A 20,130-nucleotide genomic window follows, 5' to 3' on the forward strand; every position below is an offset into this window, starting at 1 on the left:
TCGCGCCCAGCGCGACAACCGCTGCCGCGACGGCGGCGGACAGCAGGGGAAGTCGAGACCTCATGGACATCCTCGTTCCTGAGCTTCGGCTGTCGCGGGCGCGCGACGGCCTCGAAGGTTCTCGTGGGTGGATGCACCCGCCCGCCGTTCCGCCGGCCGGCCGACGGGCGGGTGCGGGGTCACACAACCAGAGCGGGTAAACGCGCTCCATCGGCCTAAACGCTTCATCGTGGTTGACGGACGTGCGAGGGCCTGAGACGCCGACAGCGACGCCATGAGTGGCCCCGTTCGGCTCGAGCGACAGCGGGCTGCCGAACGCGCGTGGGCTCTCGGATCCGGGTTGCCGGACCTGGTGGGCTGTCAGAAGGGTGGAGGGTCGGTCGCGGTGACCGTCGGTGGCGGTCGGTGAGCAGCGAACGCCTCCCATACGGCGTGCACGTGCGCGGGCGAGCGGGCGTAGGTGGCGCCGGTCGGGCTCGTCCACAGCGCGGTGCCGTCCGACCGGAGCTCGACGTCCCAGCGTCCGTGGGTCTTCGCGCGGTGATGATGGCGGCACAGCGCATGAAGATTGGCGTGGGTCGTCTGCGGAGGGGCGGGACGAGTCGCGTCGAACGGGACGACGTGGTCGACGTCGCACCGGGCGGCAGGCTGTCGGCACCCGACGAACCGGCAGGTCTCGTCGCGCTGGACGACGGTGCCCGCGAGGGCCGCCCCGGGACGGTAGGTCGTCGAGCCGCGCTCCCGGACCGATCCGTCCGTCGGGTCCGTGAGGATCCGGCGCCAGGTCCCGTCCTGAGCGAGGCGCCTGGCGAGCGGAGCCGGGATCGCGCCGTACCCGGGGATCGTCGCTGGGACCTCGTCGAGCCCCAGGAGCGTGGTGGCCGCGACGGTCACGTTCACCGCCGGTCGCATGCCGTGCCGGCGCGGCAGCGGTGCGCCGTCGAGGCCGTTCGACGAGTCGAGGATCGCGAGGAAGACGTCCGAGAACGCGTCCGCCCGCCGCTGGTCGACCCGCTCGGCCGCCGTCGGCGTCGAGGTCGTGGGCTGCTGCCACGGACGGGCCGGTCGTGCGCGCGACGCGGACGAGCTCGCGGTGTCGGCGCGGTCTGCGAGGGCGTCGAGCACGGTGAAGACCGCGACGGCCTCCTCGGCGGGCAGGTACGCCTTGATCCAGGCCATCGCGTCGTCGGCGGGCTCCAGGACGACGCGACGTTCCGCTCGCGCCGTCGCGCAGCGCGTCTCCGCGTGCTCGGGGGCGGCCCGCAGCACGGTGTGGCGGACCTGTGCGCGCAGCTGCGGGACGGTGAGCGAACCCGCCGCGTGCGACGCCGCGCCGACGACCGCCGCGGTGAGCTCTCGAGGCGCTCCGGCCGTCTCGTCCAGGATGACGTGCGCCTTCCGGGCGTCGAGCCGGCCGGCGAGCAGGCCGTCGTCGAGCGCGGGGAAGCGGTTGAGCGACACGGCGAGGTCGATCATCCGGTCCGCGGTGCGCCGGGTGGTGGCCAGCGCGCACGCGATCTCGTCCGACACCCACTGGACGTGCTGAGGTGGCGTCCGGGCGACCAGCTCGCGGACGACGGCCGCCTGCCGCGCGGTCGCCGCTGTGACGACGCGCTGCCACCGGGTGACGGCGTCGACCAGGTCGGCATCGGTGAGGTCGGCGGGATCCACCGCCTCGGCGACCGCTGCGAGATCGGCCACGCGGAGCGGACCCTCCACCGGGACACGCGGAAGGTCCACGCGGAGCGGACCCTCCGCCGGGACACGCGGAGGGCTGCCGAGCGGGCCGCCGGCGGCGCTCACCGCGGGACTGATGACCGTGCCGCTGTCGGCGCTGCTGACCTGGCCGCCGGTGAGGCGGCTGACGGGGCCACCGGCGGGGCGGCAGACGGGGCCGCAGACGGGGCCGCAGACGGGGCCGCAGACGGGGCCGGCCCGATGGTCCAGGAGATCGGCCGCCGGGGGCATCGCTGGCACGGGCGCATCCAGCAGTGCGGTCACGACGCCTCCTCTCGTGATGCGGTCCGAATCGCCGCGTTCGTACAAGTGTACGAATCGCCGCCGACGTCGCGTCCCCGCCGTCCACAACCTGTGGACGACGTGGGCCCCCGCCGAACGATCGGCGGGGGCCCACGTCGAGAGCGCAGGAGCGGTCAGTCCTCCGAGGACGCCGCCGACCCCGCCGCCAGGCCGGACGCGATGAGGTCCATGACCGACGCGTCGGCGAGCGTCGTCGCGTCCCCGACCTGACGGTGCTCGGCCACGTCACGCAGCAGGCGGCGCATGATCTTGCCGGACCGGGTCTTCGGCAGCTCCGCGACGACGAGGATCTGCCTCGGCTTCGCGATGGGCCCGATCTCCTTCGCGACGTGGTCGCGCAGCTCCTTCTGCACGTCCTCGCCGGACCGGTCGGCGCCGCCCCCGCCGCCGCGCAGGATCACGAACGCGACGACCGCCTGGCCCGTCGTGTCGTCCGACGCGCCCACGACGGCCGCCTCGGCGACCCACGGGTGCGACACCAGCGCGGACTCGATCTCCGTGGTCGACAGCCGGTGGCCGGACACGTTCATGACGTCGTCGACGCGACCGAGCAGCCAGATGTCGCCGTCGTCGTCCTTCTTGGCGCCGTCGCCCGCGAAGTACAGCCCCTCGAACCGGGACCAGTACGTGTCGGCGTACCGCTCCGGGTCGCCCCAGATGCCGCGCAGCATCGAAGGCCACGGCTCGGTGAGCACCAGGTAGCCGCCGCCACCGTTCGGCACGGAGTGGGCCTCGTCGTCCACGACGTCGGCCGCGATGCCCGGCAGCGGCACCTGCGCCGACCCCGGCTTGGTCTCCGTGACGCCCGGCAGCGGGCTGATCATGATCGCGCCCGTCTCCGTCTGCCACCACGTGTCGACGATCGGGGTGCGGTCGCCGCCGATGACCCGGCGGTACCAGATCCACGCCTCCGGGTTGATGGGCTCACCGACGGAGCCGAGCACGCGCAGCGACGAGAGGTCGAACTGGCCGGGGATCTCGTCGCCCCACTTCATGCACGTCCGGATCGCGGTCGGGGCGGTGTAGAGGATCGTGACGCCGTACTTCTGCACGATCTCCCACCACCGGCCGCGGTGCGGCGTGTCGGGCGTGCCCTCGTAGATGACCTGCGTCGCACCGTTGACGAGCGGGCCGTAGACGACGTAGGTGTGCCCGGTGACCCAGCCGATGTCGGCAGTGCACCAGTAGACGTCCGTCTCCGGCTTGAGGTCGAACACCGTGCGGTGCGTGTACGCGGCCTGCGTGAGGTAGCCGCCCGTCGTGTGGAAGATGCCCTTCGGCTTCCCCGTGGTGCCCGACGTGTACAGGATGAACAGCGGGTGCTCGGCCTCGAGCTCGACGGGCGTGTGCTGGTCGGAGGCCGTGTCGACGGCGTCGGACCACCACACGTCCCGGCCCTCCGTCCACGCGACGTCCTGGCCGGTGCGCTTCACGACCAGCACCTTCTCGACGGACGGCGTGCCCTTGGCGATCGCCTCGTCGACGGCGGGCTTGAGCGCGGACGCGGCCCCGCGGCGGTAGCCGCCGTCGGCCGTGACGACGAGCTTCGCCTCCGCGTCGTTGATGCGCGAGCTCAGCGCCTCCGCCGAGAACCCGCCGAACACGACCGAGTGCGGGGCGCCGATGCGGGCGCACGCGAGCATCGTGACGACCGCCTCGGGGATCAGCGGGAGGTAGATCGCGACCCGGTCCCCGGTGCCGACGCCGAGCGCGACGAGCGCGTTCGCGGCCTTCGACACCTCCCGCTGCAGGTCCGCGTAGGTGAGCGTGCGGGTGTCGCCGCCCTCGCCCTCGAAGTGCAGCGCGACCCGGTCGCCCCGGCCTGCCTCGACGTGCCGGTCCACCGCGTTGTACGCGGCGTTCAGCTTCCCGTCCGCGAACCACCGCGCCACGGGCGCACCCGACCAGTCGAGGGTCTCCGAGAACGGCGTCGACCAGTCGAGAAGCTCGCGCGCCTGGTCCGCCCAGAAGCCGACACGGTCGGCGGCCGCCCACGCGTACAGGTCGCGCTGCGCGTTGGCCTGCGCGGCGAACTCGGCGGACGGGGGGAAGCGGCGGTCCTCGGTGAGCAGGTTCTCGAGGCCGCCGGCGGACTCGGAGCCGGGGATCGAGCTGGGGATGGGGATGTCGGTCACGTACGACCTCCTGAGCAGCGACGTCGGTGCGGTCAGGGCCCGGGGAGCGATCCGGACCCGGCATCGCACTCTAGCCGGACGGGTGACGGGGACCACACGGGTGCCCGCGGGGGCCTGGACGGGCCCTGGCCCGGCGCCCCTGCCCGGGCCAGGGCGCAGCGGTCAGACCCGGTGCCGCTCCCGGAACGCCCCGAGCCGCACCCCGGACCGCCGGGCCAGCGCCGCGACCAGCCCGGCCACGAGCAGCAGGAACCCCGCGACGACGAGCGTGCCCGACGTGCCCGCGACGGTCACCTGGGTGACGGTCAGGCGCCACCCCGACGACGACAGGACGTTCAGCGTCTGCTCCCGTGCGAGCGCCGGCGCGTACAGGAACACGGCTCCGGCGAGCGTGAGGATCCCGCCGCCGGTGAGCGGGACCGCCGGCGTCCACAGGCCGAGCAGCACGACGACGGCCAGCAGCAGCAGGCCGAGGGTCACCAGGACGATCCCGAGCACCTCCGTCGACCCGTCCCAGCCGTCGACCTGGGCGGCCAGGATCCTCGACTGGCCGAGCAGCGTGATCGCGATGCCGATGGGTGCCAGCACGATGCCGACCACCACGCCGAGGATGTGCGCACCGACGCTCGTGGTGCGGGGAGCGTGCGGGTCGGGGAACAGCACCGGGTCCTCGGGGGCCGCCGGAGGCACCGGCTCGGGCGCGTCCGGAGCCGGGGGGATGTCCGACGAGGCGGGTGCGAGTGGCGGGTCCGGGGTCGCTCCGGCGGCACGCTGGGCGTCGCGCCGTCCGGCGGCCGCGGCACCGGCGGCGACCGTGGGGTCGGCGCCGGTGCGGCCCACGACCGGGTCCGGTGCGTCGGGGTCGGGCGTCGTCGGGGCGGGGACCGGGGCCGGGACGGGGGCTGGAGGCTCGGGAGCGGGGCGGACGACGGCGTGCCGTCCCGTGTCGGTCGTGGGCACGGCCTCGGTGGTGGGTGCGGGCGGGGCCGTCGCGGGGGCGTCGGGCCCGACGGGTGCGGCTGCCTCGACCGGTGCGGCTGCCTCGTCGGGTGCGGCGGCCTCGGCGGGTGCGGCAACTCCAGCGGGCGCGGCCGCCTCAGCGGGGGGCGTAGGCGCGGCAGGTTCAGCGGGGGGCGTGGGTGCGGCGGCGGGCTCGGCCCCGGTGGTCCGCGTGCGCCCAGCGGGCACGGGCTCGGTCGAGGTCGTGGGCGGCTCGGGCGAGGCTCCGCCGGTGCCCGAGGGGGAGTCGGGGGTGGCGTGCGGGTCGGAGGTGCTCATGGCGTGCTCCTCGGCTGCTCGGCGCGCGGTGCGACACCGTCCCTGGCGTCGCCGTTCGCCTCACCGTATTGCGGCCGCCAGGTGCTCGCTGGGCGGCGCGACCGTGTCGTCGAGCGAGCGGGTGGCGAGGAGCGGCACGTCGACGACCCGCGCGAGCGGTGCCGTCCTGAGGCCCACCGGGAGGTCCGCCCCGGCATCGACGGCCGCGGCGGCGTGTGCCGCACGGCGCCCCGAGCCGTACGCGTAGGCCGCCCCGACGAGCACCGCCCCGCCGACGAGGTTGCCGAGCCCGACCGCGAGGATGTTGCGGCCCATCTCGGCGATGGTCGCTCCCTCGAGCCCGCCGATGATGCCGAGCGAGAACGTCGTCATGTTCGCGACCACGTGCTCGAACCCGGACGTGATGAAGACCATGACGCACGCGAAGACGACCGCGATCCGCGCGCCCTCGCTGCGCAGCCGGCCCGCGCACCAGATCGCGAGGCAGACGAGCAGGTTGCACAGGATGCCCCGGACGAACAGCTGGCCGGTGGTCTCGGCGGCCTTGTGCTCGATCATCCCGGCGAGCACCGTCCCGCCTGCGGTGCCCGGTGCCAGGACGCCCGAGAGGTGCACGAGGGTCGCGAACACGACGGCTCCGAGCAGGTTGCCGACGAGGCACGCGAGCAGCGTCTCGATGGCGCGCAACCACCCGACGACGCCGCGCATGACGCCCTGGGTGAGGATCATCATCGCGGAGGTCGCGAGCTCGGCACCGGCGACGACGACGATCGTCAGGGCGACGCCGAACACGAGCCCCTGGACGAGCGGCGCGAACGCCGAGCCGGCGGCGACGAGCGGGCCGCCGGCCGTGCACATGATGAGCACGCCGATGCCGATGAACGCGCCCGCGAGCATCGTCCGGACCAGGAACAGCCCAGGGGTCGCGAGCAGGTCCACCTTGTGGTGGGCGGCGTCGGCCTGGGCGTCGACTGCCTCGGGGATGGTGAGCACCCGCACAGCCTGCCGGTCCGGATCGTCCGTCTCCTGGGACGAAGGGCCGTCCCGGGAATGGATCCGGCCCCTGCGCGGGTTGGGAGCGCACGTGACCACGCTCTTCTCACCCCTCACCCTCCGGGGCACCACGTTCGCCAACCGCGCCTGGCTCGCACCGATGTGCCAGTACTCCGCGACGGACGGCGTCCCGTCCGACTGGCACCTCGTCCACCTCGGCGCCCGCGCCTCCGGGGGCTTCGGCCTCGTGCTCGCCGAGGCCACGGCCGTGGTGCCGGAGGGCCGGATCAGCCCGCAGGACACCGGCCTGTGGGACGAGGCCCAGACGCTCGCGTGGCGTCGGGTGACCGACTTCGTGCACGCGCGCGGCACCCGCGTCGGCGTGCAGCTCGCGCACGCGGGCCGCAAGGCCTCGACGTACCGCCCGTTCGCGCCCGTCCAGGGCTCCGTCCCGCCGTCCGACGGCGGCTGGGGGACGGTCGGTCCGTCGACGTCGTCGTTCCCGGGCTACGTCGCCCCGCACGCGCTCACGGACGCCGAGATCGAGGACGTGCCGCGGCAGTTCGCGGCCGCCGCCCGGCGCTCGGTCGCCGCAGGCTTCGACGTCGTCGAGGTGCACGCCGCGCACGGCTACCTGCTGCACCAGTTCCTCTCGCCGCTGTCCAACGAGCGGGACGACGAGTACGGCGGCTCGCTCGAGAACCGCATGCGGCTGCTCGTCGACGTCACCGACGCCGTCCGGTCCGCGTGGCCCGACGACCGCCCGCTGCTCGTGCGCCTGTCCGCCACGGACTGGGTGGACGGCGGGCTGACCGTCGACGACGTCGCGCTCGTCGCCAAGGAGCTCGCCGGGCACGGCGTCGACCTCGTCGACGTGTCCACCGGCGGCAACGCACCCGCCCAGATCCCCGTCGGGCCGGGCTACCAGGTGCCGGCGGCCCGCACGGTGCGGGCGACGTCGGGCCTGCCCGTCGCGGCTGTCGGGCTGCTCGACGACCCCCGGCTCGCGGAGGCGACGCTCGCCGACGGGTCGGCGGACGCCGTGCTCGTCGGCCGCGGTGCCCTGCGCGACCCGCACTGGCCGCTGCGCGCCGCGCACGAGCTCGGGGTGGCGACCGTGGACCTGCCCGTCGCGGAGCCGACCGCCGACGTGGACGGGTTCGCCGAGGTCACCGGGTGGCAGCCGCAGTACGCGCGCGGCACCTGGCGCTGACCGCGTCGGGCGTCGGGCGGCGCCTCAGGCCTCGCCCGACGCCCGCGCGACACGCTCGACCGCGGCGGCGACCTGCGTCGTCACCTCCGGGTTGAACACGCTCGGGATGATGTAGGTCGGGTTGAGCTCGTCGTCGCTGACGACGGACGCGAGGGCGTACGCGGCAGCCAGCAGCATGCCGTCGGTGATGCCGTGCGAGCGCGCGTCGATCAGCCCCCGGAACACCCCCGGGAACGCGAGCACGTTGTTGATCTGGTTGGCGAAGTCCGACCGGCCCGTCCCCACGACGGCGGCGTACTGCGCGGCCTCGTCGGGGTCGACCTCGGGGCGGGGGTTGGCGAGCGCGAACACGATCGCGTCGGGCGCCATCGTCGAGACGTCGCGCCCCGTGAGGATGTCGGGCGCGGAGACCCCGATGAAGACGTCGGCACCCGCCAGCGCGTCGACGATCGAACCCGTGACGCCGCGCGGGTTCGTGACCTCCGCGCACCACTCGAGCGACGGCGGCAGCCCCGGCCGGTCGCGGTGCACGATGCCATCGACGTCGCCCGCGACGACGTCCTTCGCGCCCGCGGCGAGCAGGAGCCGCAGGACGGCCGTGCCGGCCGCGCCCGCGCCGGACAGCACGATCCGGACCTCGTCGATCTTCTTGCCGACGACCTTGAGCGCGTTCGTCAGCGCCGCGACCACCACGATCGCGGTGCCGTGCTGGTCGTCGTGGAACACCGGGATGTCGAGCCGGTCCCGCAGCCGCCGCTCCACCTCGAAGCACCGCGGCGCGGAGATGTCCTCCAGGTTGATCCCCGCGAACACCGGGGCGATCGCGCACACCGTCTCGACGATCTGGTCGACGTCCGTCGTGTCGAGCGCGATCGGGAACGCGTCGATGCCCGCGAACCGCTTGAACAGCACCGCCTTGCCCTCCATCACCGGCAGCGACGCGAGCGGGCCGATGTTCCCGAGGCCGAGCACCGCCGTCCCGTCCGTCACCACCGCGATCGTGTTCCGCTTGATCGTGAGCCGGCGCGCGTCTTCCGGGTGCGCTGCGATGGCCTCGGACACCCGCGCGACGCCCGGCGTGTAGACCATCGACAGATCGTCGCGGTTGCGCAGCGGCACCTTCGACTCGATCGAGATCTTGCCGCCGAGGTGCATGAGGAACGTCCGGTCGCTCACACGCTCGACGACGACCCCGTGCAACGCCCTGAGCACCTCGACGATGTCCGCCGCGTGCTGCTCGCCACGGGTCGCGCACGTGACGTCGACCGTCATCTGCTCGTGGCCGGACGCCGTGACGTCGAGCGCCGTGACCACACCCCCGGCCGCCTCGATCGCGGTGGTCAGCTCGCTCACCGCGGTCGGGCGGGCCTGCACCTCCAGCCGTGCCGTGATGGACGACGAGACGCTCGGTCCTGACATGCGGTCATTGTGTGGCGCGAGGGGTGTGCGGCGCACGTGGGCTCGTAGGGTGTCGGCGTGCCGGGGACGGGCGTGAGCGTGGGCGGGAGCCCGGACGGGAGTGCGCCCGGGGGCGCGGACGGGCGTGGTGTCGGCTCGCTCGGCGCCGGGGGGCCGGTCGGCGCTGCCGGTTCGGCGGGTGCTGCCGGTCCGGCCGGTGGGCCGTCGACGGACCCGCTCGCGGCACTCGTCGGGCTGCCCGGCGTGGCCGCGGCGGTGGACGCGGCGCGCGTCGCGTGCGAGGAGCTGCGCTGGCACGAGGCGTACCGCCGGCGGTGGCGCGAGGTGCGGGTCGAGGCGGGGCTGCGCGGCGCGCAGGCGAGCGCCGCGCTCGACGGGGCGCGGGTGCCGCTGGACGCGGTCCGGGCGCTCGCGACCGGGCCGTCCGCGTCGCCGCCCTCGTCAACGCAGGGCGTCGCGTGGGGGGCGGTGCGGGCCACCGCGTTCGTCGAACGGCTCATGCCCGACCTCGGCGCCCGCGGTCAGGCCGCGCTGCCCCCGTTCGGGCAGCTGCTGGCCGGGGTGCACGCGGCGGCGACGGGAGGCTGGCTCGACCCGGCCGTCATCGGGCGCGTGCGGCACGCCGAGGCGCCGCGCGACCTCACCGGTCTCGGGCCCGCGCCCGTCGGGGACGACGTCGCCGCACGCCTGGAGCTCCTGGCGAGGACCGTGGCGTCGACGCGGGCGCCCGCGCTCGTCGTCGCCGCGGTGGTGCACGGCGAGCTGCTCGCGCTGCGGCCGTTCGTCGCGGGGAACGCGGTGGTGGCGCGCGCCGTGGCCCGTCTGCTCGTGACGTCGCGCGGGCTCGACCCGACGGGGTCGCTGCTGCCCGAGCCGGGCTGGGCGGCGGCGCCGAACCCGTACCTGGCGGCCGCGGCGGGCTTCGCGACGGGGACGTCCGACGGTGTCGCGGCGTGGGTGCGGACGTGCGCGGCGGGGGCGGTGGACGGTGCCGACCGGGCCAGGGCGGTGGCGGACGCCGTGCTCGCCGGCCGGGGCGCGCACGCCTGACGCGAACCGCCGACCCGAACCGCTGACCCGAACCCCCTGGGACGAACAACGGCGCCCCCGTGGGAGCGCCGTCGCCGACCGGTGCCGGGAGGGTGATCAGGCGTGCTTCGTCTCGGTCGCGACGGGACCAGCCCGGTCGACCTGCCCATAGGTGGGCTGCCCTGCGCGTGGGTACCCTCGCGGCGATCCAGTTGTGGATCCTTGGTACCTCACCCCGCAGCGGAATCCCACCCCTGCCGTCGACTGTGCTGGTCACGGCCCCGGGGTGCCCACATGTCGGGATGTCGGTCCGACATGCGGACCCGGGGTTCGTCGCCCGCGTCGCGGCCCTGCGGGCGGTCAGCCGGCTCGGCGGCGCTTGCGGGCGAGCCACCACGCGAGGACCACGACACCGGCCGCGACCACGACGACACCGACGCTCACCACCCGCGCCGGCGGCCGCGCGAAGGCGAACAGCGACACCGGCCTGGTGAACGACAGCGTCCCCCAGCCCTCCGTGACGGCCAGCCGGCGCAGCGCCCGGTCCGGGTTCACCGCGAAGCCGTGACCGACCGCGGCCAGCATCGGCGCGTCGGTGATCGAGTCCGAGTAGGCGTAGCTGGCGTCCAGGTCGTAGCCCTGCACGACGGCGAGCTCGCGGATCGCGGTCGCCTTGTTCTCGCCGAACGCGTAGAAGTCGATCCCGCCCGTGTACCGCCCGTCCGCCACGGCCATCCGCGTCGCGATCACGTGGTCGGCGCCGAGCACGGCCGCGATCGGCTCGACGATCTCGCTGCCCGACGCCGACACGACCACGACGTCGCGTCCCGCGGCGTGGTGCTCCTCGATGAGGGCGACGGCCTCGGCGTAGACGGCGGGGTCGATCGACTCGTGCAGGGTCTCCGCGACGATCGCCGACACCTGCGCGACGTCCCACCCCTCGACCATGCGTGAGAGCTGCACGCGCAGCCGCTCCGTCTGCTCCTCGTCCGCGCCTCCCAGCAGGTACAGCAGCTGCGCGTAGGCCGTCCGGGCCACGGTGCGGCGGGTGAGCAGCCCCTCCGCGAGGAACGGGCGCGAGAACGCCGTCGCGGACGACGTGGCGATGATCGTCTTGTCGAGGTCGAAGAACGCCGCCTCGCGGGCGCGGGGCACCGCCTGGCGGGCGGGGGAGACCGCCGGCGACGCCTCGGGCGTCGGGTGCTCGTCCATGCTGCTCCGGGTGTCGCGGGCGGGTGCGCGCAGGGCAGGTCCCGTCCGTCGGGTCTGGTCGCGGCGAGCCTAGTGGGAGGCACCCACGACGGGCACGGCTGACGTGCGGCGACGCGCCCACAGCCCCGTGGATCCCGCAGTCGTCCACGGTGTCGTCGTCCGCCGCGCCCGGGCCGGGCCGGCAGACGGCAACGTGCGGTCGCATGCCGGGTGGAGAGAGCGTGCGGAGGTCGGACGTCGCCGAGGTCGGGCGGTGGCCCGTCGTCGCCGCGCCAGGCGAGGCAGCGGTGCGTGCCTCGGTGGTCGGCGTCGTCGCCGGCCGAGGCGGGGCAGGGGCGTCGACTCTCGCGGCGGCGGTGGCCGCCCGGCTCGCCCGACGGACCTCCACCGTGCTCGTCGACCTCGACCGCGGATCCGGCGGGATCGACGTGATGCTGGGGCTCGAGGGGGCCGACGGCGTCCGCTGGCCCGACCTGGCATCGGCGCTCGGCGAGGTGTCGGGCGCCGAGGTCGTCGCGCTGCTGCCGCGGTGGGGCTCGTGCGCCGTCCTGAGCGCGGACCGCTCCCGGCCCACACCGCCCGAGGCACCGGTGGCGGCCGACGTGCTGCATGCCCTGTCCGTGACGGTCGGCGCGCTCGTGCTCGACCTCGACCGTGCGGCCGTGGTGGCCGGGGAGTCGATGCTCCGCGCCTGCGACACCGTGCTCGTCGTGGCGCCCCGGGACCTGCGCACCGTTGCCGGGGTCCTCGCGATGCGCCCCGAGCTGACCGGCTCGGGGGCGGAGGTCGGCCTCGTCGCCCGCGGGCCCGCACCCGGCGGGCTCGGTGCCGCGCAGCTCGCGCAGGCCGTGGACCTCCCGCTCGTCGGCGCGGTGCGGCACGACCGGCGGCTCGCCGCCGCTGTGGAGCGCGGCGTCACACCCCGGGCGGGGGCCCTGGCGCGAACCGCCGAGCGCCTCGTGCGCGACCTGGTCGTGGGTGCCCGGTGAGCGCCGACCGTGCACCGCTCGGCGTCGTGCTCGACACCGTGCTCGACTCCGTGCTCAGCTCCGTGCTCGACGCCGTGCGGGACCGGCTGCGCGCGCAGCCCGACGCCGGCGCCGGAGGTGGACCACCGGACGACGACGTGCTGCGAGCGGCCGTCGACGCGGCCGCACGGGAACGCGGCACCGTCCTGGGATCCCGCGCGCTGACCGAGATCGCCGGCAGGGCGAGGGACGAGCTCTACGGCGCCGGCCCGCTCCAGCCGCTGCTGGACGACCCGTCGGTCACCGACGTGCTCGTCAACGGACCGCGCGACGTCTGGGTCGAACGGGCCGGCCGGCTGACCCGCGCGGACGTCGACCTCGGCTCCGAGGCCGACGTCCGCACCCTCGCCGTCCGGCTCGCCGCGGCCGGCGGGCAGCGGCTCGACGACGCGTGCGCGGCGGTCGACGCCCGGCTCCCCGACGGCACCCGCCTGCACGCGGTGCTGCCACCGGTCGCAGGGGCAGGGACGCTGCTGAGCCTGCGGGTCGTGCGCTCCCGGGCGTTCACCGTCGACGAGCTCGTGCGGCTCGGCACCCTCGCGCCGGCGGCCGTGCCGGTGGTCCGCGCGCTCGTCGCGTCGAGGGCGAACCTCCTCGTGACCGGCGGCACGGGTTCGGGCAAGACGACCCTCCTCGCCGCCCTGCTGTCCCTCGTCGCGCCCGACGAGCGCCTCGTCGTCATCGAGGAGGCCGGAGAGCTGACTCCGGCTCATCCGCACGTCGTCCGGCTCCTCGCCCGGCGCGCGAACGTCGACGGCGCAGGCCGGGTGGACCTGTCCGACCTGGTCCGCCACGCGCTGCGGATGCGGCCCGACAGGATCGTGCTCGGCGAGTGCCGCGGCGCCGAGGTCCGCGAGGTCATGACCGCGATGAACACCGGCCACGACGGAGGCTGCGCGACCCTGCACGCCAACACGGCCGCCGACGTGCCCGCCCGGCTCGACGCCCTCGGCGCGCTCGCCGGGCTGTCGCGTGAGGCCGTCGCCGCGCAGGCGGCGAGCGCGTTCGACGCCGTGCTGCACCTCAGGCGGTCCGGCGCGCAGCGGACGACCCGGTACCTCGCCGAGGTCGGGGTCTTCCGGCGCCGTCCGGACGGGACGCTCGAGGTCGGGAGCGCGCTGCGGTGCGACGCGGGCGGCACGAGCGAGCGGGGGCCGGCCTGGGAGGCGCTCGTCGCCCGCCTCGGGACGGAGCGGGTCCCGGCCGAGGCGGCTCCGCGAGAGCCCGAGCGGTCGGCGGTGGCGGGGCGGGAAGCTGGCCTGCTCGACGCAGCGTTGACGGCGAAGGCCGTGCACCACCCCGAGGTGTCTCGGTCGGTCCCTGGTGTGGGCCCGTGAGCGCCCTGCTGGTCGGCGTCGCGGTGGCGGGCACGGTGCTCGCGACGTGCGGTCCGCCCGCGCGTCCGCCCGCGCATCCGGTCGCGCCGGGGCGCCGTCACGACCGCGGGTGGCGGCTCTCGCGTACCGCGACACCGATCGGACCCATCGTGGACCTCGCCGCGGCGCTGCATGTCGTGTCGGCGCAGCTCAGGGCCGGCGCGACCCCGGCGACGGCATGGAGCCGGGCGCTGGGTCGCGGGCCGGCGGGTGGAGACGTCCCGACCGCTGCCGAGCTGGTCGCCGCCACGTCACCCTTGCCGTCACGGCTGCTCCCGCCCGTCGACCGCGCCATCCGCGCCGTCCGCGTCGGGCTTGCCCTGGGGCGTGCGGGTGGCGTGACCTCGCCCGGCACCGCCGCTCACCGGGAACGCGTCGCCGCCGTCCTGGCCGCGACCGCGCTGGCCGACGACCTGGGCGCCCCGCTGGCAGGCGTCCTCGAACGGCTCGCCGGCGCGATCGCGGCCGACGCCGAGGCGGAGGCCGAGGTCCGCGCAGCCGTCGCGGGTCCCCGGGCCACCGCTCGCGTGCTGACGGGCCTGCCGCTGCTCGGGCTGCTCGTCGGTGCCGCGCTCGGAGCGGACCCCGTCGCGGCCGTCGGGCACGGCGGGGCCGGCGCTCTGGCGGCGGTGCTCGGGGTGGCGCTGCTCGCCGTGGGTCGCGTCTGGACCGACGGGCTGCTGCGCCGCGCCGCGGCGTCGGGGCGGCCGTCGTGACGGGTGTGGCGACGGGGTGGGGGCGGGTGTCGTGACGTGGCGGGGGTGGAGTCGGTGATCGCGACGGGTGCCGTCACGTGCGGACTCGTCGTGGCGGTTGCGTCCTGGGGTGGGTGCCTGCCGTGGCAGCCGCCTCGGGTTCGATCGAGGACGCTCCGGTCGGGCCGGTCGCCCGCGAACGACGGCGCCACGGACCCGCGCCGGCGCCGGTCGGTCCGACCGGAGCCGCCGGTCACGGTCGACGTGGTGCTGGTCCTCGAACTGGTCGACGCGGCGGTCGCCACCGGGGTCGCGCTGCCGCGGGCGCTCGGGGCCGTGGGCCATGCCGTCGGCGGTGCGCGTGGTGACGTGCTGCGGCGGGCCGGCGCCGCGCTGGTGCTCGGTGCATCGTGGTCGACCGCATGGTCGGGGGCCGGCGACGAGCTCCGTGTCGTCGCCGAGGCCCTTCAGCCGGCGTGGGTGACCGGCTCCGCGCCCGGACCAGCCCTTCGCGCGGCTGCGGAGGCGGTCCGGCGGGACCGTCGCAGCCGGGTCCGGGAGGCGGCAGGCAGCCTCGGCGTACGGCTCGTGCTGCCCCTCGGGGTCTGCTTCCTGCCCGCATTCGTCCTGCTCGGGATCGTGCCGATGGTGCTCTCGTTCGCGCGTGGGCTCGTGCCGTGAGCGGAGCCGGCGGCGCCCGGTCGGGCCGCGGGACCCGTCACGAGCCGCCCACAGCCCGCCGCGCGGCGAACCGGCTCCCGGGCACGGGCGACGGGGGCCGGGACGACGGAGCCGGGTCGGAAGGCTGGGCGCGAGCCGCGGCACCGCGGTGGACGAGACGCCGAAGGAGACAGCGCCATGACCCCACAGACCAGGACCGCGATCCTCGAGGTCGACCACCCGGACGAGTCGAAGGCCGTCCGCGACCTCGTCGACGCCGGATCGATCGCAGCGGGGACCGCCGCACCGATCGGTGGATCGACCGCACGGTCGTACGACCTGCCGGTCGACGGCCCTCCGCTCGTGGCGGCGACCGGGAACCTGACCGGGCGAGCACGCTGGCGCGCGATCCGTCCGACGACCGGTGCGCGCGTCGTGAGGCGAGCCGCCCACCTGCGGCAGGTCGGAGCAGACGCAGGGATGGCGACGGCCGAGTACGCGATCGCGACGCTCGCCGCCGTCGGGTTCGCCGGCCTGCTCGTCGTGATCCTCAAGGGGAACGAGGTCAGGTCCATGCTCATGGCCCTCGTACGTCAGGCCCTGACGTCATGAGGCGCCCGCTGCGCAACGTGCCGGAGGGCGACCGCGGGAGCGTCACCGCCGAGCTGGCGGTCGGGCTCCCGGCGGTCGCGCTCGTGCTCGTCATGGTGCTCGTCGTCGCGTCCGCGGCGGTGGCGCAGACCAGGTGCGCCGACGGCGCGCGCACGGGTGCGCGAGCGGCCGCGCTCGGTGAGGACGACGCCGCTGTCGCCGCGTCGGCCAGGCGTGTCGCCGGCGACGGCGCGCGGGTCGTCGTCACCCGGGACGACGGCTGGGTGACGGTCGACGTCGAGGCCGCCGTCGGGTTCGGTGGCCGGTTCGGCCCGATGCGGGTCCGGGCGGACGCCGTCGGCCGGGCAGAGCCGCGCCTGCCTGCGGGGTCGCCGTGATCGGTCAACCAGCGGGACGCCGGACCCCGACCTGGGCACCTCTCGTCGCGGACGACCCGGAACGCGGCTCCGGGACGGTGCTCCTGCTCGGAGTGGTCGCGGTGGTCGTCACGCTCGGCGCCGCGCTGTCGTTGGTGGTCTCGGCGCAGGTCGCGCGGGCAAGGGCGCAGTCGGCCGCCGACCTCGCAGCGATCGCGGGCGCGACGGCGATGCGTGACGCCGCCACGGGCCGCGGCGACGTGCTCGGTGAGCCGTGCGCCGTTGCTGCGGAGGTCGTGCGCCGCAACGGTGCCCGGCTCGCGGCGTGCGACGACGAAGGGGCCGGCGTGCTCGCCGTCGGGGTGTCCAGGCCGGCCGCGTGGGGCACGGCGGTCGCGTCCGCCCGCGCAGGACCGTTGCACAGCGACGAGCCGACGCCGTGACCGCCTGGCTCGGCTCGGCGACGGGCTGCCTCGTCGAGGTGCTCCCGTCGCGCCGTGGCGGTGCCGCGCTGTGAGGGTCCGCCTACGGCGACGCGGGGGCGTGCGCCAGGACGGCGTCGAGCAGGCGGATCGCCGCCGCCTTCTCCAGCGGGTTGTTCGCGTTGCCGCACTTCGGCGACTGCACGCACGCCGGGCACCCGGACGTGCACCGGCAGGCGGCGATCGCGTCCCGGGTCGCCCGGAGCCACGTGGCACCGAGCCGGAACCCCCGCTCGGCGAACCCGGCGCCGCCGGGGTAGGCGTCGTGCACGAAGACGGTGGCGTGCTCGGTGTCGACGTGGAGCGCGGTCGACAACCCGCCGAGGTCCCAGCGGTCGCACGTGGCGAGGAGGGGGAGCAGACCGATCGAGGCGTGCTCGGCGGCGTGCAGCGCTCCGGGAAGCGCCTCGACGGTGACCCCTGCCGCCTCGACGACCTCGGCCGGTGCGGTCCACCACACGGCTGCGGTCCGCAGGGTCCGGGCCGGCAGGTCGAGCTCGGCGCTGCCCAGGACCTGCAGGTCGGGGATGCGTTTGCGCTGGTAGCCGAGGACCTGTGTCGTGACGTCCACGGCCCCGAAGCCCCAGGTGAGCGGCCCCCAGGCGACCGACTCGTCGACCGAGCGGATCTCCGTGGAGGTCACCCAGCGTGCCCAGGTCCCGTAGTCGACGTCCCGCCGGGTCACCAGCGCGACGCCGTCCTCGAGGTGCAGCTCGTCGACCACGAACGTCGCGCCCTGGTGCACGTAGACCGCACCGGGGTGCACGGTCGAGTCCGCCGAGCCCGCGTCGACGGTGCCGAGCAGCCGCCCCGTCACGGACTCGACGACACGCACCGGGTCGCCGCCGGACCCCCGCAGGTCGGTGAGCCGGCTCGCGGGCTCGGCGTGCGTCCAGTACCAGCCCGACGGACGGCGACGCAGGGCGCCCCGCTCGACGAGCTCGGCGAGCAGGTCCGCCGCCCGCTCCCCGAACAGCCCGAGCTCCTCGGCTCGCAGCGGCTGCTCGGCGGCCGCGGCGCACAGGTGCGGGGCGAGCACGTACGGGTTGGTCGGGTCGAAGACGGTGGCCTCGACCGGCGTCTCGAAGATCGCCTCGGGGTGGTGCACGAGGAAGGTGTCGAGCGGGTCCTCACGGGCCACGAGCGCGACCAGCCCGTCGGCACCGGCCCGGCCCGCCCGACCCGCCTGCTGCCACAGCGACACCCGGGTCCCGGGCCAGCCCGCGATGAGCACCGCGTCGAGCCCGGAGATGTCGACGCCGAGCTCGAGCGCGTTGGTCGTCGCGAGCGCGCGCAGGTCACCGGTGCGGATCGCGGCCTCGAGCGCCCGCCGCTCCTCGGGCAGGTACCCACCCCGGTACGCGGACACCTGGCGGGCGAGCTGGGGGTCGATCTCCTCGAGGTGGCCGCGCGTCGACGCCGCGACCGACTCGGCGCCCCGGCGGGACCGCGTGAAGGCGAGCGTCCGCGCGCCCGCGACCGTGAGGTCGGCGAGCAGGTCGGCGATCTCCGCGGTGGCGGTGCGCCGCGGCCGGTCGGCGGGCTCGGCGGTGAGGCGCTCGCCGGTGCCCAGCGGACCCGAGCCCTCGGCGTCGGGCGACCCGGCGAGCGGTCCCTGGTCGGTGGTCGCCCACACGTCCTCGGGGCCCGGGGGAGCGCGGTCGTCGGGTGCCCGTGTCGCGGCGGCCGGGAGCGGCAGGGCGGTGGCCCACGGGTCGTCGTCGGGCAGGAGGTCCGACCAGGGCGCGTCCCCGCCGGGGAGCTCGGGGGGCTGCCACAGCACGAACGTCTTGCGGCCCGCGGGCGACGCGTCGGCCGTGACGGCGGTGACCTCGGAGGTTTCCACGCCGAGCAGGCGCGCGGCGCTCGCGGCAGGGTCCGACGTCGTGGCGGACGCGAGCAGGAAGACGGGCGACGAGCCGTACGTCGCGGCCAGCCTCCGCAGCCGGCGCAGCACGAGCCCGACGTGCGCGCCGAACACCCCGCGGAACGCGTGGCACTCGTCGAGCACGACGTACTGCAACGAGCCGAGCAGCCGCGCCCACCGTCGGTGCTGGGGGAGCAGCGCGAAGTGCAGGAAGTCCGGGTTCGTGAGCACGACGTCGGCGTACTCCTGCACCCAGCGCCGTTCGTCCAGCGAGGTGTCGCCGTCGCACGTCGCGACCCGCACGTCACGGGCGCGCGACGCCGTCAGGAGCCGGTCGAGGGCGTGCCGCTGGTCGGCGGCGAGCGCCTTCGTCGGGCACAGGTACAGCGTGCTCGCGCGCCGCCCGACGGACTCGATGCGCCCCGGGTCGAGGGTCGACGACGCGACGGCGGTCCGGGCCGCGGTGAGGGCCGGGAGCCAGAACGCGAGTGACTTGCCGGATCCGGTGGACGTCGCGAGGACCACGTGGCGGCCGGACCGGGCGATGTCGGCGGCCTCCGCCTGGTGGCGCCAGGGCCGGTCCACGCCGAGCGCGCGGTAGCCCTGGACGAGGTCGGCGTCCGCCCACGCGGGCCAGTCGACCTGCTCGCCGGGGCGTGCGGGGAGGTGCCGGACGTGCGTCATCCGGTCCGCCCGCCGCCCTGCGGCGAGCAGCACGTCGAGCAGCTCGCCGGTCCGGACCACGGCGTCATCCTCGCACCGGCGCGGAGGTGTGGGTTGCCAGGGATGCGACCCGGACGGGACCCGCCGCGGGTTGTCGGCGAAACCGGACGGGACCGCGCACGGCGGGGGTGGCGCGGGTGGCGAGGGTGGGGGTGGCGCGGGTGGCGGGTGGAGGGGCGGCGCGTGAGGCGTGGGTGGCGCGCGAGGATCAGGGCATGCGCGGACGGATCGACCTGAACTGCGACCTCGGCGAGGGGCTCGACGACTGGGTGCCCGGGGTGCCGGGCCCGGAGTCGGTGCTGCTCGACGCCGTCACGAGCGCGAACGTGGCGTGCGGGTTCCACGCGGGGGACGAGCGCATCATGACCGCGGTGTGCCGGGCGGCGGCGGCGCGCGGCGTCGCCGTGGGGGCGCAGGTGTCGTACCGGGACCGGGAGCACTTCGGGAGACGGTTCCTCGACGTGCCGGCCGGCGTGCTGCACGCGGACGTGGCCGAACAGGTGGCGGCGCTGCGGCGAGCGGCTCGTGAGGCGGGGACGACGGTGGCGTACGTGAAGCCGCACGGTGCGCTCTACAACGCCGTCGTCACGCACGAGCAGCAGGCGGCCGCGGTGGTCGACGCCGTCGTCGCGTCGGGCGGTGACCTGCCCGTCGTCGGCCTGCCCGGCGCCGTGGTGCTCGACGTCGCCCGGGACCGCGGCCTGCGGGCGGTCACCGAGGCGTTCGCGGACCGTGGCTACCGGGCGGACGGGACCCTGGTGCCGCGCAGCGAGGAGGGGGCGCTCGTGGTCGACGCCGCGGCGGTGGTGGCCCGGGTGCTGGACATGGTCGTGCGCGGGCACGTCGTCGCGGTGGACGGCACCGTGGTGGCGGTCGAGGCGGAGTCGGTGTGCGTGCACTCCGACACCCCGGGGGCGACGGTGCTCGCAGCTGCGGTGCGCGAGGCGCTCGCCGGCGCGGGGGTCGTCGTCCAGCCGTTCGTCTGACGGGGGCGTCCCCGTCCTGACAGGGG

17 protein-coding genes are annotated in these 20,130 nt (G+C 75.9%); 10 read left to right on the forward strand and 7 right to left on the reverse strand.

Features of this window, described 5'->3' with window-relative positions; translation table 11 throughout:
* Positions 1 to 360: 360 nt before the first annotated feature.
* The 4 genes from Cch01nite_RS14360 to Cch01nite_RS14375 all read right to left on the reverse strand — a co-directional run bounded on the left by Cch01nite_RS14360 (position 361) and on the right by Cch01nite_RS14375 (position 6,446).
* A complete protein-coding gene (locus tag Cch01nite_RS14360) occupies positions 361 to 1,701 on the reverse strand; it encodes an HNH endonuclease signature motif containing protein (RefSeq protein ID WP_203756268.1) in 1,341 nt (446 codons plus the stop codon).
* Between the two features lie 452 nt (positions 1,702 to 2,153).
* Complete coding sequence (gene acs / locus Cch01nite_RS14365; RefSeq protein ID WP_239070589.1) at positions 2,154 to 4,175, reverse strand: acetate--CoA ligase; 2,022 nt, start codon at positions 4,173 to 4,175, stop codon at positions 2,154 to 2,156.
* A gap of 162 nt (positions 4,176 to 4,337) precedes the next feature.
* Positions 4,338 to 5,453: a hypothetical protein gene (locus tag Cch01nite_RS14370; protein WP_203756271.1), complete on the reverse strand. Its 1,116-nt coding sequence runs from the start codon at positions 5,451 to 5,453 to the stop codon at positions 4,338 to 4,340.
* Between the two features lie 60 nt (positions 5,454 to 5,513).
* Positions 5,514 to 6,446: a formate/nitrite transporter family protein gene (locus Cch01nite_RS14375; protein WP_203756274.1), complete on the reverse strand. Its 933-nt coding sequence runs from the start codon at positions 6,444 to 6,446 to the stop codon at positions 5,514 to 5,516.
* Between the two features lie 91 nt (positions 6,447 to 6,537).
* Here Cch01nite_RS14375 and Cch01nite_RS14380 point away from each other — a divergent pair, with 91 nt between their 5' ends.
* Entirely contained in the window at positions 6,538 to 7,659 is a 1,122-nt protein-coding gene (locus Cch01nite_RS14380) for an NADH:flavin oxidoreductase/NADH oxidase (RefSeq protein WP_203756277.1), read from the forward strand.
* Between the two features lie 24 nt (positions 7,660 to 7,683).
* Here the strand turns inward: Cch01nite_RS14380 and Cch01nite_RS14385 are convergent, their stop codons facing one another.
* The gene (locus Cch01nite_RS14385; protein ID WP_203756280.1) at positions 7,684 to 9,078 is read right to left on the reverse strand and encodes an NAD-dependent malic enzyme; all 1,395 of its coding nucleotides are present in this window, start codon (positions 9,076 to 9,078) and stop codon (positions 7,684 to 7,686) included.
* A 57-nt stretch (positions 9,079 to 9,135) separates the two neighbouring features.
* Between Cch01nite_RS14385 and Cch01nite_RS14390 the strand changes: the two genes are divergently transcribed.
* Complete coding sequence (locus tag Cch01nite_RS14390) at positions 9,136 to 10,128, forward strand: Fic family protein (protein ID WP_275407214.1); 993 nt, start codon at positions 9,136 to 9,138, stop codon at positions 10,126 to 10,128.
* Between the two features lie 339 nt (positions 10,129 to 10,467).
* Here the strand turns inward: Cch01nite_RS14390 and Cch01nite_RS14395 are convergent, their stop codons facing one another.
* Positions 10,468 to 11,319: an HAD family hydrolase gene (locus Cch01nite_RS14395; RefSeq protein WP_203756283.1), complete on the reverse strand. Its 852-nt coding sequence runs from the start codon at positions 11,317 to 11,319 to the stop codon at positions 10,468 to 10,470.
* Positions 11,320 to 11,540: 221 nt separating this feature from the next.
* On the opposite strand from Cch01nite_RS14395, the gene ssd reads away from it, so the two are divergent.
* The 7 genes from ssd (at position 11,541) to Cch01nite_RS14430 (ending at position 16,489) form a co-directional block, all read left to right on the forward strand.
* Positions 11,541 to 12,308, forward strand: coding sequence for a septum site-determining protein Ssd (ssd, locus tag Cch01nite_RS14400; RefSeq protein ID WP_239070592.1), 768 nt, complete (start codon positions 11,541 to 11,543; stop codon positions 12,306 to 12,308).
* A complete protein-coding gene (locus Cch01nite_RS14405; protein ID WP_239070596.1) occupies positions 12,305 to 13,684 on the forward strand; it encodes a TadA family conjugal transfer-associated ATPase in 1,380 nt (459 codons plus the stop codon). Before ssd ends, Cch01nite_RS14405 begins: the two co-directional genes overlap by 4 nt.
* Positions 13,681 to 14,439: a type II secretion protein F gene (locus Cch01nite_RS14410; RefSeq protein WP_239070598.1), complete on the forward strand. Its 759-nt coding sequence runs from the start codon at positions 13,681 to 13,683 to the stop codon at positions 14,437 to 14,439. Before Cch01nite_RS14405 ends, Cch01nite_RS14410 begins: the two co-directional genes overlap by 4 nt.
* A gap of 246 nt (positions 14,440 to 14,685) precedes the next feature.
* Complete coding sequence (locus Cch01nite_RS14415; protein ID WP_203756292.1) at positions 14,686 to 15,099, forward strand: type II secretion system F family protein; 414 nt, start codon at positions 14,686 to 14,688, stop codon at positions 15,097 to 15,099.
* A 177-nt stretch (positions 15,100 to 15,276) separates the two neighbouring features.
* Positions 15,277 to 15,690 carry a DUF4244 domain-containing protein gene (locus tag Cch01nite_RS14420; RefSeq protein ID WP_203756295.1) on the forward strand — a complete coding sequence of 138 codons (414 nt, stop codon included), beginning with the start codon at positions 15,277 to 15,279 and terminating at the stop codon, positions 15,688 to 15,690.
* Positions 15,687 to 16,067 carry a TadE family type IV pilus minor pilin gene (locus Cch01nite_RS14425; RefSeq protein ID WP_203756297.1) on the forward strand — a complete coding sequence of 127 codons (381 nt, stop codon included), beginning with the start codon at positions 15,687 to 15,689 and terminating at the stop codon, positions 16,065 to 16,067. The genes Cch01nite_RS14420 and Cch01nite_RS14425 overlap by 4 nt, the downstream gene beginning before the upstream one ends.
* Positions 16,064 to 16,489: an Rv3654c family TadE-like protein gene (locus Cch01nite_RS14430; protein ID WP_239070599.1), complete on the forward strand. Its 426-nt coding sequence runs from the start codon at positions 16,064 to 16,066 to the stop codon at positions 16,487 to 16,489. Before Cch01nite_RS14425 ends, Cch01nite_RS14430 begins: the two co-directional genes overlap by 4 nt.
* Before the next feature lie 82 nt (positions 16,490 to 16,571).
* On the opposite strand, the gene sftH is transcribed toward Cch01nite_RS14430, so the two are convergent.
* On the reverse strand, positions 16,572 to 19,079 hold the full coding sequence (gene sftH / locus Cch01nite_RS14435; RefSeq protein WP_203756883.1) for a DEAD/DEAH box helicase: 2,508 nt from the start codon (positions 19,077 to 19,079) through the stop codon (positions 16,572 to 16,574).
* 254 nt (positions 19,080 to 19,333) lie between these two features.
* Between sftH and pxpA the strand changes: the two genes are divergently transcribed.
* The gene (gene pxpA, locus Cch01nite_RS14440) at positions 19,334 to 20,104 is read left to right on the forward strand and encodes a 5-oxoprolinase subunit PxpA (protein ID WP_203756300.1); all 771 of its coding nucleotides are present in this window, start codon (positions 19,334 to 19,336) and stop codon (positions 20,102 to 20,104) included.
* Positions 20,105 to 20,130 lie beyond the last annotated feature (26 nt).

It is taken from the genome of Cellulomonas chitinilytica, assembly GCF_016862675.1.
Taxonomy (GTDB): domain Bacteria; phylum Actinomycetota; class Actinomycetes; order Actinomycetales; family Cellulomonadaceae; genus Cellulomonas; species Cellulomonas chitinilytica.

What these genes read in the sequence shown, in the direction of transcription:
- pxpA (WP_203756300.1), top strand. Translation starts at nt 19,334, where the DNA reads ATGCGCGGACGGATCGACCTGAACTGCGACCTCGGCGAGGGGCTCGAC.
- Cch01nite_RS14420 (WP_203756295.1), top strand. Translation starts at nt 15,277, where the DNA reads ATGACCCCACAGACCAGGACCGCGATCCTCGAGGTCGACCACCCGGAC.
- sftH (WP_203756883.1), bottom strand. Translation starts at nt 19,079, where the DNA reads ATGACGCACGTCCGGCACCTCCCCGCACGCCCCGGCGAGCAGGTCGAC.
- Cch01nite_RS14370 (WP_203756271.1), bottom strand. Translation starts at nt 5,453, where the DNA reads ATGAGCACCTCCGACCCGCACGCCACCCCCGACTCCCCCTCGGGCACC.
- Cch01nite_RS14395 (WP_203756283.1), bottom strand. Translation starts at nt 11,319, where the DNA reads ATGGACGAGCACCCGACGCCCGAGGCGTCGCCGGCGGTCTCCCCCGCC.
- Cch01nite_RS14425 (WP_203756297.1), top strand. Translation starts at nt 15,687, where the DNA reads ATGAGGCGCCCGCTGCGCAACGTGCCGGAGGGCGACCGCGGGAGCGTC.
- Cch01nite_RS14385 (WP_203756280.1), bottom strand. Translation starts at nt 9,078, where the DNA reads ATGTCAGGACCGAGCGTCTCGTCGTCCATCACGGCACGGCTGGAGGTG.